Source organism: Nocardioides panaciterrulae (genome assembly GCF_013409645.1).
Classification (GTDB): Bacteria; Actinomycetota; Actinomycetes; order Propionibacteriales; family Nocardioidaceae; genus Nocardioides; species Nocardioides panaciterrulae.
This window is the reverse complement of record NZ_JACCBG010000001.1, coordinates 3,155,990-3,169,469: the sequence shown is the minus strand read 5'-3', so window position 1 is coordinate 3,169,469 and position 13,480 is coordinate 3,155,990. Positions and strand designations below refer to the sequence as shown.

The 13,480-nt window shown below is 74.5% G+C and carries 15 protein-coding genes and 1 pseudogene; 4 read left to right on the top strand and 12 right to left on the bottom strand.

The window, feature by feature from the left end; translation table 11 throughout:
- Positions 1–277 precede the first annotated feature (277 nt).
- Positions 278–1,204 (bottom strand): alpha/beta hydrolase, encoded by a 927-nt coding sequence (locus BJZ21_RS15045; protein WP_179664494.1) that lies wholly within the window; start codon positions 1,202–1,204, stop codon positions 278–280.
- 122 nt (positions 1,205–1,326) lie between these two features.
- On the opposite strand from BJZ21_RS15045, the gene BJZ21_RS15040 reads away from it, so the two are divergent.
- Positions 1,327–2,175 carry an alpha/beta fold hydrolase gene (locus tag BJZ21_RS15040; protein ID WP_179664493.1) on the top strand — a complete coding sequence of 283 codons (849 nt, stop codon included), beginning with the start codon at positions 1,327–1,329 and terminating at the stop codon, positions 2,173–2,175.
- On the opposite strand, the gene glpX is transcribed toward BJZ21_RS15040, so the two are convergent.
- The 7 genes and pseudogenes from glpX to BJZ21_RS15010 form a co-directional block, all read right to left on the bottom strand.
- A complete protein-coding gene (glpX, locus tag BJZ21_RS15035; protein ID WP_179664492.1) occupies positions 2,143–3,213 on the bottom strand; it encodes a class II fructose-bisphosphatase in 1,071 nt (356 codons plus the stop codon). The two genes, BJZ21_RS15040 and glpX, sit on opposite strands and share 33 nt — an antisense overlap.
- Complete coding sequence (locus tag BJZ21_RS21950; RefSeq protein WP_425490539.1) at positions 3,210–3,491, bottom strand: TOBE domain-containing protein; 282 nt, start codon at positions 3,489–3,491, stop codon at positions 3,210–3,212. The genes glpX and BJZ21_RS21950 overlap by 4 nt, the downstream gene beginning before the upstream one ends.
- 258 nt (positions 3,492–3,749) lie before the next feature.
- A pseudogene (locus tag BJZ21_RS21945) lies at positions 3,750–4,187 on the bottom strand (ATP-binding cassette domain-containing protein); the annotation flags it as partial.
- Positions 4,188–4,273: 86 nt separating this feature from the next.
- Positions 4,274–5,116, bottom strand: coding sequence for an ABC transporter permease (locus BJZ21_RS15025; protein ID WP_179664490.1), 843 nt, complete (start codon positions 5,114–5,116; stop codon positions 4,274–4,276).
- Positions 5,094–5,873 carry a molybdate ABC transporter substrate-binding protein gene (gene modA / locus BJZ21_RS15020; RefSeq protein ID WP_179664489.1) on the bottom strand — a complete coding sequence of 260 codons (780 nt, stop codon included), beginning with the start codon at positions 5,871–5,873 and terminating at the stop codon, positions 5,094–5,096. The genes BJZ21_RS15025 and modA overlap by 23 nt, the downstream gene beginning before the upstream one ends.
- Positions 5,870–6,265: a TOBE domain-containing protein gene (locus BJZ21_RS15015; protein WP_343052160.1), complete on the bottom strand. Its 396-nt coding sequence runs from the start codon at positions 6,263–6,265 to the stop codon at positions 5,870–5,872. Before BJZ21_RS15015 ends, modA begins: the two co-directional genes overlap by 4 nt.
- Positions 6,266–6,338: 73 nt before the next feature.
- Entirely contained in the window at positions 6,339–7,577 is a 1,239-nt protein-coding gene (locus BJZ21_RS15010; protein ID WP_179664487.1) for an SLC13 family permease, read from the bottom strand.
- 34 nt (positions 7,578–7,611) lie between these two features.
- Between BJZ21_RS15010 and BJZ21_RS15005 the strand changes: the two genes are divergently transcribed.
- Positions 7,612–8,181, top strand: coding sequence for a DUF4245 family protein (locus tag BJZ21_RS15005; RefSeq protein WP_179664486.1), 570 nt, complete (start codon positions 7,612–7,614; stop codon positions 8,179–8,181).
- A gap of 470 nt (positions 8,182–8,651) precedes the next feature.
- Here the strand turns inward: BJZ21_RS15005 and BJZ21_RS15000 are convergent, their stop codons facing one another.
- Together BJZ21_RS15000 and xseA are read right to left on the bottom strand one after the other, a co-directional pair.
- Positions 8,652–8,873 carry an exodeoxyribonuclease VII small subunit gene (locus BJZ21_RS15000; RefSeq protein ID WP_179664485.1) on the bottom strand — a complete coding sequence of 74 codons (222 nt, stop codon included), beginning with the start codon at positions 8,871–8,873 and terminating at the stop codon, positions 8,652–8,654.
- Entirely contained in the window at positions 8,866–10,146 is a 1,281-nt protein-coding gene (xseA, locus tag BJZ21_RS14995) for an exodeoxyribonuclease VII large subunit (RefSeq protein WP_179664484.1), read from the bottom strand. Before xseA ends, BJZ21_RS15000 begins: the two co-directional genes overlap by 8 nt.
- Before the next feature lie 46 nt (positions 10,147–10,192).
- On the opposite strand from xseA, the gene BJZ21_RS14990 reads away from it, so the two are divergent.
- Positions 10,193–11,194, top strand: a complete 1,002-nt coding sequence (locus BJZ21_RS14990; protein WP_179664483.1) for a 4-hydroxy-3-methylbut-2-enyl diphosphate reductase — start codon at positions 10,193–10,195, stop codon at positions 11,192–11,194.
- Between the two features lie 87 nt (positions 11,195–11,281).
- A complete protein-coding gene (locus BJZ21_RS14985; RefSeq protein WP_179664482.1) occupies positions 11,282–11,905 on the top strand; it encodes an L-threonylcarbamoyladenylate synthase in 624 nt (207 codons plus the stop codon).
- Here the strand turns inward: BJZ21_RS14985 and BJZ21_RS14980 are convergent.
- Together BJZ21_RS14980 and BJZ21_RS14975 are read right to left on the bottom strand one after the other, a co-directional pair.
- Positions 11,851–12,294 (bottom strand): DUF6542 domain-containing protein, encoded by a 444-nt coding sequence (locus BJZ21_RS14980; RefSeq protein WP_179664481.1) that lies wholly within the window; start codon positions 12,292–12,294, stop codon positions 11,851–11,853. The two genes, BJZ21_RS14985 and BJZ21_RS14980, sit on opposite strands and share 55 nt — an antisense overlap.
- On the bottom strand, positions 12,291–13,439 hold the full coding sequence (locus BJZ21_RS14975) for a DNA recombination protein RmuC (RefSeq protein ID WP_343052159.1): 1,149 nt from the start codon (positions 13,437–13,439) through the stop codon (positions 12,291–12,293). Before BJZ21_RS14975 ends, BJZ21_RS14980 begins: the two co-directional genes overlap by 4 nt.
- Between the last annotated feature and the right edge of the window lie 41 nt (positions 13,440–13,480).

The following is a 13,480-nucleotide window of genomic DNA, read 5'->3' as shown; positions in this document are numbered from 1 at the left end:
GCCGTGTCCACAGCAGGAGTCCCGCAGGATCCGGATCTACCGAATCGGTGGGACGCCGGGGCACCGTGGTGCAGGGGAGCCGAGGGAGGTGGCGTGCCTTTGTTGAGTTGGGCCTCGCGCCGCGTTGAGTTGGGCGTTGCCCCGGAGCGCTTCAGACGAGGGTCGACCGACGCCGGCGCGAGGCCCGACTCACGCCGGCGGGAGGCCCAACTCACGCCGGCGCAAGGCCCAACTCACGCCGGCGGGAGGGCCAACTCACGCCGGTGGGAGGGCCAACTCAACGAGGGGGGCGGTCGGCGGTACGGCGGATCGCGTCGGCGAAGGTCGTGAACAGCTCGCGGGGGAGGTCGTGGCCCATGCCGTCGACCAGCAGCAGCTCCGCACCGGGGACGGCGGCGGCGGTGGCCCGGCCACCGGAGACGTGCACCATCTTGTCCGCGAGGCCGTGCACCACCAGGGTGGGCACCCGCACCGAGCGCAGCCGCGCGCTGCGGTCGGGCTGGGTGATCACCGCCATCATCTGGCGCAGTACGCCGGACGCGCTGACCCCCCGGTCGTAGGTCTCCCCGGCACGCTTCGCGACCTCCTCGTGCGACTGGGGGTAGCCCGGGGAGCCGATCAGCTGCCACATCGTCGCGCTGGACCTGACGTAGGCCTCGCGGCCCGGGCCGCGGTTGGCGAGCATCGCCGGGAACAGCGACGGGTGCTGCCAGCCGACGGTGCGCTTGCCGGTGGTCGACATGATGCTCGTGAGCGAGCGCACCCGCCCCGGCCGGGCGATCGCCATCGTCTGCACGATCATCCCGGCCATCGACACGCCCACCACGTGGGCGGACTCGAGGCCGAGGTGGTCGAGCAGGCCGAACGCGTCCCCGGCCAGCTCGGCGAGCGCGTACGGCGCCCGGACCCGCCGGCCCAGGAACGCCCGCACCAGCGCGGACCGCGTGACCCGGCCGGTCGCCCGGCTGGAGCGGCCGGTGTCGCGGTTGTCGAAGCGGATGACGAAGAAGCCGCGCTCGGCGAGCATCCGGCACAGCTCCGGGTCCCACCAGTTCATCGGGCCGCCCAGCCCCATCACCAGCAGCAGCGGGTCGTCGTCGGGGTCGCCGAACGTCTGGTAGCACAGCTCGATGCCGGGGGAGACCGGCGCGTGCAGCTCCTCGGAGACGGTCACTGCGGGCCGGGGCGCGGACTCGGAGGACATGCTCCCAGTGAACCTCAACCGCGGTGGCTGTCCCCCATAAGGGTCACCCGGGGGGTGCCCGACTCCCCAGGATGGGGCACGAAGACGGGACATTCGGGACCTTTGGCCGTACCGTCCGAGGTGTGACCTGCTCCACACGGCCCGCCATCGTGGGGTCCTTCCTCCGCCCCGACGGGTTCGCGCCGCCCGGCGCCGCCGCGGTGCTGCGGGAGGGGAGCCTGGTCGCGGAGGCCGGCCGGTACGCCGTCCGCGCGCTCGCCGAGCACCGGGCCCGCCGCGACCTGCCGTACGCCGGCCGGACTGCCCCGCGCCGCGGCGAGCCGGTCATCCTCGTGCCCGGCTTCCTCGCCGGCGACGCCTCGCTGGCCCTGATGGCGCGCGCGCTGCGCGCGCAGGGCTTCCGCACCTACCGGTCCCACATGCACGCCAACGTCGGCTGCACGCTGGGTGCCGCCGCGCAGCTCGAGGCGCGGCTGGAGTCGATCGCGGCGCGCCGCGGCAGCCGGGTGCAGGTCGTCGGCCACAGCCTCGGGGGGCTGCTCGCGCGCGGCCTCGCCGTACGCCGCCCCGACCTGGTCGCCGGCATCGTCACCCTGGGCAGCCCGATGCTCGCGCCCGGCGCCCACCACGCCTCCCTCGCCGCGACGCTGGAGGTGTTCGTGCGGCTGAGCCGGGCCGGCGTGCCCGGCCTGATGGCGGCCGACTGCGTGGCCGGGGAGTGCGCCCGGCAGAGCTTCGAGGAGAGCCGCCAGCCGCTGCCCCCGGGCATCCCCTTCACCGCGATCCACTCCCGCCGCGACGGCATCGTCGACTGGCGCGCCTGCGTGGACCCGCTCGCGGAGTCGCTCGAGGTCACCGCCTCCCACCTGGGCATGGCGGTGGACCCCCGGGTGATCGACCACGTCGTGGCGACCCTGCACCGCCACGACGTGGCTCGGTCACTCGAAGTCGATCGCGGAGAAAGCGCGTAGCTTCTGCAGCTGGTGCTGGGAGGTGATCGTGCGGATCGTGCCGCTGCGCGAGCGCATCACCAGCGAGTGGGTGGTGCAGCCACCGGCGCCGTAGCGCACGCCGCGCAGCAGCTCCCCGTCGGTGATGCCGGTGGCGACGAAGAAGCAGTCGTCACCGGTGACCAGGTCGTCGGTGTGCAGCACGTGCTCGGGGTCGAGGTCGTGGCCGGCGTCGATCGCCCGCTGCCGCTCCTCGTCGTCGGTCGGCCAGAGCCGGCCCTGGATCACGCCCCCGAGGCTCTTCATCGCGCAGGCGGTGATGATGCCCTCCGGGGTGCCGCCGACGCCGAGCAGCAGGTCGATGCCGGTCTCGGGCCGGGCGGCCATGATCGCGCCGGCGACGTCGCCGTCGCTGATGAACTTGATCATCGCGCCGGTCGCGCGGATCTCCTCGACCAGGGCCTGGTGCCGCGGCCGGTCGAGCAGCACCACGGTGACGTCCTCGGCCCGCTTGCCCTTGGCCTTGGCGACCTGGGAGATGTTCTCGGCGACCGGGTAGCGGATGTCGACGACGTCGGCCGCCTCCGGGCCGGTGACCAGCTTCTCCATGTAGAACACCGCGGACGGGTCGTACATCGACCCTCGCGGGGAGACCGCCAGCACCGAGACCGCGTTGGTCATGCCCTTGGCGGTCAGCGTGGTGCCGTCGATCGGGTCGACCGCCACGTCGCACTCCGGTCCGGTGCCGTCCCCGACCTCCTCGCCGTTGTAGAGCATCGGGGCGTTGTCCTTCTCGCCCTCGCCGATCACCACGGTGCCGCGCATCCCGATCGTGGAGATCATCACCCGCATCGCGTTGACCGCGACCCCGTCGGCGCCGTTCTTGTCGCCGCGGCCGACCCAGCGGCCGGCGGCCATCGCGGCGGCCTCGGTGACGCGCACGAGCTCGAGCGCGAGGTTGCGGTCGGGCACCGAGCTCTCGGGACCGCCGGGACTCTCGGGACCCGTGGGGCTGGTGGCGGGGGCGGTGGACTGGTCGCTGGCGAGGGGGCGGCTCATGGCGCCGATGGTAACGGCCCGGTCACGTCTGCTGAGTAGGTCCGAACGGCCATTTCCTTGACCGACAGCCACACGTCGCGTCCCGGCGCCAGTCCGAGCTCCGCGGTGGCGGCCGGGGTGACGTCGGCGATCAGCTCCCGGTCGGCGGCCACCAGCAGGCGTACGGCGTCGCCGTGCGGGGCGGCGCTGAGCACGGTGCCGCGCCAGATGTTGCGCGCCGAGCCCTCGGGCCGGCTCAACGAGACCGTGACCGCGCCGGGGCCGAACGAGCGGAACACCCCGGCCTCCCGGATCACGTTCAGCCCGACCAGCCGGGCCACGTGGTCGGTGCGCGGGCGGGCGGCCACCTCCGTCGGGGTGCCCTGCTGCGCCACCCGGCCGTCGTCCAGCACGATCACCCGATCGGCGAGGGTCAGCGCGTCGAGGGCCTCGTGGGTGACCAGCAGGGCCACCCCGTCGTACGACGCGAGGTGACGGGCCAGCTCGATCCGCAGCGTGGTCGCGACCCCGACGTCGAGGCCGCCGAACGGCTCGTCGAGCAGCAGCAGGGCGGGGTCGGCCGCCAGCGCGCGGGCGATCGCGACCCGCTGCGCCTGGCCCCCGGAGAGCTCGCGCGGCCGGCGGCCGGCGAGGTCCTCGATGCCGAACCGGTCCAGCCACGCGCGGGCGGTGGCCTCGGCCGCCCGGCGCGGCACGCCGCGGACCCGCGGCCCGAACGCCACGTTGTCCAGCGCGCTCAGGTGCGGGAAGAGCGCCTGATCCTGGAAGACCAGCCCCAGCCGGCGGTCGCGGACCGGCAGCGGCGGGTCGGTCCAGGAGGTCCCGGCCACCCGCACCTCGCCCCCGGCGGGTAGCAGGCCGGCCAGCGTGCGCAGCAGCGTGGTCTTGCCGGCGCCGTTGGGGCCGATCACGGCCAGCACCTCACCCGGGCCGGCCTCGACCCGGGCGTGGAGCCGGCCCGGGACGTCGACGTCGGCGAACAGTCCCCGGCCACGGTCACTGCCCGGGGCGCTGCCGGGGGCGTCCGGGGGGCCGTCCAGGGGGCCGTCCAGGGGGCCGGTCATGGGGCGGTCAGCCAGCGGTTGCGCAGCGCGGCCAGCACGCCGAGGGAGACCACGAGCAGGATCATGCTCAGCGTCTTGGCGACCTCGGGGTCGGCCTGCAGCTCCTGGTAGATCAGCGAGGGCATGGTCTGGGTGGTGCCGGGGAAGTTGCCGGCGAAGGTGATGGTGGCGCCGAACTCGCCCAGCGAGCGGGCCCAGGCCAGCACCGCCCCGGCCAGCACCCCGGGCAGCGCGAGCGGCAGGGTCACCCGGCGGAACGTCGTCCACCGGTCGGCGCCCAGGGTCGCCGCGACCACGTCGTACCGCTCCCCGGAGGCGCGCAGCGCCCCCTCGACGGCCAGCACGTAGAACGGCATCGAGACGAACGTGTGCGCGATGACGACCGCGGTCGTCGTGTAGGGGATCGTCACGCCGGTGGCCGCGCGCAGCAGCGAGCCGAGGACGCCGCTGCGGCCCAGCGCGGTGGTCAGCGCGACGCCGGCGACCACCGGGGGCAGCACCAGCGGGACCGCCACGGCGGCCCGCAGCACCGAGCGGCCCGGGAAGTCCACGCGCGCCAGCAGCCAGGCGAGCGGGGTGCCGAGCAGCAGGCACGCCACGACCGTGGTCAGCGAGGCGAGCACGGTCAGCCGCAGGGCGTCGCGGACCGCCCGGGTGCCGAGCTGGGCCACGAAGCTGCCCCAGGGGGTGGCGAGCACGAGGGTGACCAGCGGGACGACCAGCAGCGCCGCCGCGAGCGCGGCCGGGACCACCAGGACCAGCGGCGGGCGGCCGAGCTGTCCCGTCGCGCCGCCGCCCCGGTCCGGGCGGGTGGTCTCAGGGCTTGGCGAAGCCGGCATCGTGGAGCACCTGCTGGCCGGTGTCGCTGAGCACCAGGTCGACGAACGCGTTCGCGAGGTCGGCGTCCTCCGACTGGGTCAGCGGCGCGATCGGGTAGGTGGTGACCTCGTCCTGGGCGTGCGGGACCGCGAAGGACACCACCCGGTCCCTGGCCGCCACCGCGTCGGTCCGGTAGACGAAGCCGGCGTCGGCCTCGTCGCTGGTCACCTTGGCCAGCACCGACTTCACGTCGACCTCGAGGCTGGCCGGCTTGGTGGTGACGTGGTTGTCCTGGAGCAGCGCCTGCGCGACCTTGCCGCAGGGCGCGGTCGGCACGCAGGCGACGTAGGTGACCTGCGGGTTCTCGATGTCCTCGAACCCGGTCAGGCCGGCCGGGTTCGACGCCGGCGCCACCATCACCATGGTGTTGGTGGCGAAGTCCTGGGGGGCCGCCGCCAGCGCGGCCTTCGCGCTGTCCATCGTCGTGGTGTCGGCGGTGGCGAGCACGTCGGCCGGGGCGCCGCCGACGGCCTGCTGGGCGAGCGTCGCCGAGGAGTCGAAGGCCAGCTTGACCTGCACCCCCGGGTGCTCCCGCTCGAACCGGTGGGCCAGGTCGGTGAAGGTCCCGGTCAGCGACGCGGCCGCGAGCACGGTGATCTGCCGGCCGCCGGTCCCGTCGCCGCTGTCGCCGGAGCCGCCGCAGCCGGCCAGCGGCAGGACCAGGGCCAGGACCGGCGCCAGCGCGAGCAGGCGCGGACGCGGGCGCCGGGGACTCACGGCCGCTCCACGACGACGTTGGTGGACTTGACCGAGGCGATGGCGCTGACGCCCGGCGCGAGTCCGAGCTCGTCGGCGGCCTCGGCGCTCATCAGGGAGACCAGGCGGTAGGGGCCGCAGATCATCTCGACCTGGGCCATCACCGCGTCCTTGACCACGCGGGTGACGATGCCGCCGAGCCGGTTGCGCGCGCTGACCGAGGCGGCCCGGGTCCGTTCCCGGTCGGGGTGGTCGGCCAGCGACTCCGCGAGCGCGGCGAGGTCGGCGCCGGGGATCACCGTGCGCCCGTCCTCGGTGTCCGCGGCGACCCGGCCGGCCTCGACCCAGCGGCGGACGGTGTCGTCGCTGACGCCGAGCAGCTCGGCTGCCTCCGCGATCCGGTAGGTCGTCACCCGGCCATCATGCCGCATCTGCGGTCGGATGTGGGCAAGAGTCCCGCAGATGCGGAGAACTCGTGGTGGCGGGTCAGGTGACCAGCGCCAGCGTCGTGACCGCGGCGAACAGCGTCAGCGGCGTCGCCAGCAGTGAGACCCGGTGGAAGTCGGCCATGTCCGGCGGGTCGCCGTGCCGGGCCAGGCTCCGGCGCCACAGCAGGTTGGCCAGCGAGCCGGTGTAGGTCAGTCCGGAGCCGATGTTCAGCCCGAGCAGGGCCGCGAGGATCGCGGTCGTGCCGAGCGGGGCGAGCAGCGGCACGACCAGCAGCGTGGCCGAGAGGTTCGTGAGCACGTTGGCCAGCACGGTCGCCACGAGCGCGATCACCAGCAGGGCGGCGTACGACGTGGAGTCGGGCAGCACGTGCGCGACCGCGTCGCCGAGGAACCCCTCGGAGATCGCGGCGACCACCACCCCGAGGCAGAGCACGAAGAACGCGAACGACGGGTGCGCGGCGTGGACCGCCTCGCGGACGGTCAGCAGCCGGCGCCGCGACGCCCAGGCGACCAGCACGACCGCGACGGCGCCCGACACCCAGAACGGCTCGACGCCGAGCGGGGAGAGGGCCGCGAAGCCGCCCAGCATGAGCAGCACCGCCACGAGCGGCACCCGCGGGACCCGCACCGGCGCCGCGACCTCGGGGCGGCGGTCGCGCTCGCGCAGGTCGCGGCGGAAGAGCAGCCGCAGCAGCGCGTACTCCACGACCAGCACCACCACCAGCACCGGCGCCATCACCACCGCGAAGCCGCCGAAGGTGAGGTCGAGGTGCGGCATCGCCAGCAGGTTCGTGAGGTTGCTGACCGGCAGCAGCAGGGAGGCGGAGTTGGCCATCCGCAGGCAGGCGTAGGAGCCGGGGCGGGTGGAGGTGCCCAGCGCCACCGCGGCGCCGATGACGACCGGGGTGAGCAGCACGACGGTCGCGTCGAGGCTGAGCACCGCGGTCACCGCGGCGGCGAGCAGGAAGACGCCGCCGAGCAGCCGCTCGGGGCGGCCCCGGCTGGCGTCGCGCACCAGCGCGGCGGCGGCGGCGAACAGCCCGGCCCGCGCGCAGACGTCGGCGACCACGAGGATGGTGGCGAGGAACGCCACCACAGGGGCCAGATCCCGGACCGACGTCCACGCCTGGTCGGCGGACAGCACCCCGGTGGCCAGGGTGGCCGCGGCCGCGCCGAGGCCGACGAGGAGCTCGGTGCGTGCGGACGGGTGCACGTACGCCGTGACCAGCAGCGCGCCCAGCGCCAGCACGGGGACCACGTCGACGAGGGGCGGCACCCCCGAAACCTACGGCACCTGTGAGGATGGACCCGTGAGCGAGGTGCCCCAGCAGCAGCCCACCGGACGGCCGGGTGGCTACCAGCGATCCACCAACGGGCTCGTGGGGGCGCTGGTGATCATCGTCGTGGTGATCCTGGCCTTCGTCGGGTTCCGCGCGCTGACCCGCGACACCCCCGACGTGCAGCCGACCCGGGTCGACTACCTCGGCGCCGTCCAGGGCGCCCAGGCCACCGGCTACCGGGTGGCCTACCCGGCCTCGCTGCCGAAGGGGTGGATCCCCGACTCCGTGCAGGTGCAGCCCGGCCGGCGCGGATCCTTCAGCGTCGGCATGCTGACCGCGGACGGCAGCTTCGTGGGCGTGCACCAGGAGGACGCCGACCTCACCGAGCTGCTGCACACCTACGTCGACGAGAACCCCACCGAGGGCAAGCCGGTCACGATCGACAGCGCGGTCGGCGACCGCTGGCGCACGTTCTCCGACTCCGGGGGCGACCACGCCTACGCCACCGAGCTCGGCCACCAGTGGGTGCTCGTCTACGGCTCCGCCGACACCGCCGACCTCCGCCGGGTCGTCTCCTCCCTCACCACCGCCAAGCAGTAGCGCGAGCGGGCAGTCCGGGGCACTCCCAGGCGCGCGAGACGGCGATCGGGGGCACCCCCAGACGCGCGAGACGGCGATCGGGGGCACTCCCAGCGTGCCGAGCGGGCAGTTCGAGGAACTCTCAGCCCCAGGCTGCGTGGCCCGGCCCCAGCCACGGCTGGGGGCGGTCCGCCGTACCCAGCCTCCGGGAGCCGTGAAGTGCCAGGCGGCGCGGCCGTCGTACGTCGTGGCCGCCAGCGTGGTCGCGACCACTGCCGGGTCGCGCCTCCGCCACCGCCACCTGTGGCTCGCACCCCGGGTGGTACCAGGGGGGAATCGGTGGGCCACTTCTGCCAGTGGGTTCGGCGGCTCGTGACCAGCGTCATCGTCCGGCCGGGTTGGGAGTGCCTCCAAGTGCCCTCTCGCGCGGTTGGGAGTGCCTCCAAGTGCCGTCTCGCGGGGTTGAGAGTGCCCCGAAGTGCCCTCTCGCGCTACTGGTCGGGGTCGAGGGCCGCGTCGAGCTTCTTGCGCGCGCCGTCCAGCCACTGCTGGCAGACCCGGGCGAGCTGCTCGCCGCGCTCCCACAGGGCGAGCGACTCCTCCAGGGTGCTGCCGCCCTGCTCGAGCCGGCGCACCACCTCGACCAGCTCCTCGCGGGCGGCCTCGTAGGAGAGGTTCTCGGCGGCGGTGTCCGGCTTCTTCGGCTCAGCCATGGTCTTCCTCGGGGTCGGTCGGGGGGTCGGTCTTGGGGTCGGTCTCGGGGGAGTCGAGCGGCTCGACGGCGGTGGTGGTGGCGTGCACCCGGCCGTCGGCGACCCGGACGCGCACCTGCGCGCCGACGTCGACCTGCTGCACCGAGGTCACCACGTGGCCGTCGGGGCCCTGGAGCACGGCGTACCCGCGCTGCAGCGTCGCGAGCGGCGACAGGCCGCGGGCCCGGTCGCGCAGGTGGCCGACGTCGTCGGCGGCGCGGTCGAGCGCGTGGCCGAGATGGCGGCGGGCCCGGTCGCGCAGGTGGCCGACCTCCTCGCCGCGGGCGTCGAGCAGGCTGCGCGGGTCGGCCAGCGCGGGACGGGACCGGATCGCGTCGAGCGCGGCCCGCTCCCGCTGCAGCCAGCCGTCGAGGGTCGCGCGCATCCGCTCGCGGGCCACCTCGACCAGCCGCAGCTCCTCGGCGACGTCGGGGACCACGAGCTTGGCGGCGTCGGTGGGGGTCGAGGCGCGGACGTCGGCGACCAGGTCGAGCAGCGGCGAGTCCGGCTCGTGGCCGATGGCGGAGACCACCGGGGTGCGCGCCCGGTGCACCGCGCGCACCAGCGCCTCGTCGGAGAACGGCAGCAGGTCCTCCACCGAGCCGCCGCCGCGCGCGATCACGATCACGTCCACGTGGGTGGCGCGATCCAGCCGCTCGAGCGCCTCGATCACCTCGGTCGCCGAGCGGGGGCCCTGCATCGCGGCGTACGCCACCTCGAAGGCCACCGCCGGCCAGCGGCGCCGGGCGTTCTCCAGCACGTCGCGCTCGGCGGCGGAGTTCGGCGCGGTGACCAGCCCGACGGTGCCCGGCAGGAACGGCAGCGCCCGCTTCAGCTCGGCCGCGAACAGCCCCTCGGCGGCCAGCAGCTGGCGGCGACGCTCCAGCCGCGCGAGCAGCTCGCCGAGCCCGACCATCCGGATCTCCCGGGCGTAGAGCGAGAGCGTGCCGCGGTTGGCGTAGTAGGACGGCCGGGCGTGCACCACCACGCTCGCGCCCTCGACCAGGGGCGGGTTCAGGCCGTCGTACAGCGTGCGCGAGCAGGTCACCGGCACCGAGATGTCGGCGACGGTGTCGCGCAGCGTCATGAACACCGTCTGCATGCCCGGCCGGCGGGTGACCTGGGCCACCTGGCCCTCGACCCACACGGCGCCGAGCCGGTCGATCCAGGCCGCGATCGCGTTCGCGATCTGCCGGACCGGGGCCGGCGACTGGGGCGAGGTCTCCAGGGCCATGGCGGCGAGGGTAGGGCACGACCCCGACACTCCTAGACTGAGCACCATGACCACCGACCTGGGAAACCCGTCCGTGCTGCCCCCGGACGAGGCCGAGCGCGCCGTGCTGCTGGCGGCTCCGCGCGGCTACTGCGCCGGTGTCGACCGCGCGGTGGTCACCGTGGAGAAGGCGCTGGACCTCTACGGCGCGCCGGTCTACGTCCGCAAGCAGATCGTGCACAACAAGCACGTGGTCGCGAACCTCGAGGCCCGCGGTGCGGTCTTCGTCGAGGAGCTCGCCGAGGTGCCCGAGGGCGCCACCGTGGTGTTCTCCGCCCACGGCGTGTCGCCCGAGGTGCACCGCCAGGCCGAGGCGCGGTCGCTGAAGACCATCGACGCGACCTGCCCGCTGGTCACCAAGGTGCACCACGAGGCGAAGCGGTTCGCCGGCGAGGACTACGACATCCTGCTGATCGGCCACGCCGGCCACGAGGAGGTCGAGGGCACCGCCGGGGAGGCGCCCGGGCACATCCAGCTGGTGCAGGGCCCCGACGACGTGCCCGGCATCGTGGTCCGCGACCCGTCCCGGGTGGCCTGGCTCTCCCAGACCACGCTCTCGGTCGACGAGACCATGGAGACCGTGCGGGCGATCCGCGAGCGCTTCCCCGAGCTGCTCGACCCGCCGAGCGACGACATCTGCTACGCCACCCAGAACCGCCAGCTGGCGGTCAAGGAGATCGCGGCCGGCGCCGACCTGGTGATCGTGGTCGGCTCGGCCAACTCCTCGAACTCGGTGCGGCTCGCCGAGGTCGCGCTCGAGGCCGGGGCGCGCGCCGCGCACCGCGTCGACGACGCCTCCGAGATCGACGAGGCGTGGCTCGAGGGCGTGCGCACGGTGAGCGTCACCTCCGGCGCCAGCGTGCCCGAGGAGCTGGTGGCGGGGGTGCTGGACTTCCTCGCCGAGCGCGGCTACCCCGACGCCCGGGCGGTGCACAGCGCGGAGGAGTCGCTCATCTTCGCGCTGCCCAAGGAGCTGCGGCGGGACCTGAAGGCGGCCGGTCGCTCCTGACCGCGGCCGGGTGCGGCTGCGGCGTACCCGGGGCTGCGCCCAGAGCGGCGGATGAGGGGCACGGGGCGGCTGCCTAGACTCGGGGCCATGGCGCGCTTCGTGGACATCCACCCGGTCAACCCGCAGCCGCGGCTGCTGCAGCAGGTGGTCGACGCGCTGCGCGACGACGCGCTCATCGCCTACCCGACCGACTCGGGCTACGCGCTGGGCTGCCAGCTCGGCAACCGGGACGGCCGGGACCGGATCCTGCGGATCCGCGGGCTGGACGAGAAGCACCACTTCACGTTGATGTGCAGCGACTTCGCCCAGCTCGGCCAGTTCGTGCACGTCGACAACACGGCGTTCCGCGCGGTCAAGGCCGCGACCCCGGGGCCGTACACGTTCATCCTGCCGGCCACCCACGAGGTGCCGCGCCGGCTGATGCACCCCAAGAAGCGCACCGTGGGCGTGCGCATCCCCGAGCACGTGCTGGTCCACGAGCTGCTCGGGCTGCTCGGCGAGCCGCTGCTGACCAGCACGCTGATCCTGCCGGGCGAGGAGGAGCCGCGGACGCTGGGCTGGGAGGTCAAGGAGGAGCTCGACCACCAGGTCGACCTCGTGGTCGAGGCGGGGGAGACCCCCGCGGAGCCGACCACGGTCGTGGACTGGTCGGAGGGCTATCCGGAGGTGCTGCGGCGCGGCGCCGGCGACCCCGACCGGTTCGTGGCCTGAGCCACCCGCCGGCGCACCGCCAGGCAGGCCAGGCAGAGCAGGTAGCCCAGGCACAGCGCGACGCTGTGGTGGGACAGCCCCGAGACCACGGCCTGGACCACGCCGTCGCCCCGGTCGGCGATCGCCTCCGGGGTGGTCAGCCCGAGCAGCACGAACACCCCGAGCATGATCAGCGGCGGCAGCACGCCGACGGTGAAGAAGTCGGTGGGCCGCACGGTCAGCGCCAGCGCCACGCAGAGCGTGACGAAGCACAGGTCGAAGAACAGGCTGACCCGGCCCACGAGCAGGACGTCGACGACGGTGGCGGTGAGGGCGAGCGCGACTCCGAGCGCGACGACCTGCCGGCCCGTCTCGCGGCCTTCCTCCCACACCGTGCGTGCGTGGCTCACAGCGCCACCGTATTGGCCGGACCGCCGTCGTCGTCCGCGGCACGCCGATCGAGGGGTACGCCGACCCGCGGCAGGTCCTCACCGGTCTGGACCGTTCCGAGCGAGCGGGTGGTGGCCTCGACCTGGCGGGGGGCGGGCAGCTCCTCGTCGGTGACCGAGAGCTCGCTGAACCGTCGCGCGGCGACCAGCACCCGGGTCTCCAGCGACCCGACCGCCTGGTTGTAGTGGCCGACCGCGGCGTTCAGCGAGCGGCCGACGTTGTCGAGGTGGCCGGCCATGCTGCCGAGCCGGGTGTGCAGCTCACGGCCGAGCCGCTGGATCTCGCGGGCCTGGTCGGCGAGCACCTCGTGGCTCCAGCCGTGGGCGACCGTGCGCAGCAGCGCGATCAGCGTGGTCGGGGTGGCCAGCACCACCTGGCGGGCCGCGGCGTGCTCGAGCAGTGTCGGCTCGGTCTCGAGCGCGGCGGACAGGAACGACTCGGCCGGCACGAACAGCACCACGAACTCGGGGGTCTCCGGCAGCGCCCGCCAGTAGGCCTTGCCGGCCAGCTGCTCGATGTGCTGGCGCAGCTGGCGCGCGTGGCGGGCCAGGTGGGCGGCGCGCTCGTCGTCGTCCTCGGCGGAGGTGGCGTCGAGGTAGGCGTCCAGCGGCACCTTGGCGTCGACCACGACCGAGCGCCGCCCGACCAGGTGGACCACCAGGTCGGGGCGCTGGGCGCCGTCGGCGAGCCGCACCTGCTCGCTGAAGTCGCAGCGGTCGACGAGGCCGGCCAGCTCCACGGCCCGGCGCAGGTGCATCTCGCCCCAGCGCCCGCGGACCTGGGGCTTGCGCAGCGCGGTGGCCAGCGAGTTGGTCTCGCGGCGCAGGTCGGTGACCTGCTGGTGGAACTGGCCCTGCCAGGCCGCCCGCTGTCGGTCGAGGTGGGCCATCTGGTCGCCCAGCCGGTCGAGGCCCTGCATCACCTCGGCCTGGTCGAGCGCGCCCTGCACGAGCGCGGGGCGCGAGCGCGCCCAGAACGCCCCGAGCAGGCAGCCCAGGGCGAGGCCCACGACGAGGGTGAGGAGCCAGCCGATCATCTGCATGCCACCCAGCATGGACGAGACCACCGACACCCGGGCCGCGACCCGCTCGGCCCCGCGGGCCACCACGGGCCACCACGGGCCACCGCGGCGCACCGCGGTTCACG

Excerpts from the sequence above, each read along its gene's own strand:
- BJZ21_RS15045 (WP_179664494.1), bottom strand. The coding sequence starts at position 1,204 with ATGTCCTCCGAGTCCGCGCCCCGGCCCGCAGTGACCGTCTCCGAGGAG.
- glpX (WP_179664492.1), bottom strand. The coding sequence starts at position 3,213 with ATGAGCCGCCCCCTCGCCAGCGACCAGTCCACCGCCCCCGCCACCAGC.
- BJZ21_RS15025 (WP_179664490.1), bottom strand. The coding sequence starts at position 5,116 with ATGCCGGCTTCGCCAAGCCCTGAGACCACCCGCCCGGACCGGGGCGGC.
- BJZ21_RS15000 (WP_179664485.1), bottom strand. The coding sequence starts at position 8,873 with ATGGCTGAGCCGAAGAAGCCGGACACCGCCGCCGAGAACCTCTCCTAC.
- xseA (WP_179664484.1), bottom strand. The coding sequence starts at position 10,146 with ATGGCCCTGGAGACCTCGCCCCAGTCGCCGGCCCCGGTCCGGCAGATC.
- BJZ21_RS14990 (WP_179664483.1), top strand. The coding sequence starts at position 10,193 with ATGACCACCGACCTGGGAAACCCGTCCGTGCTGCCCCCGGACGAGGCC.
- BJZ21_RS14985 (WP_179664482.1), top strand. The coding sequence starts at position 11,282 with ATGGCGCGCTTCGTGGACATCCACCCGGTCAACCCGCAGCCGCGGCTG.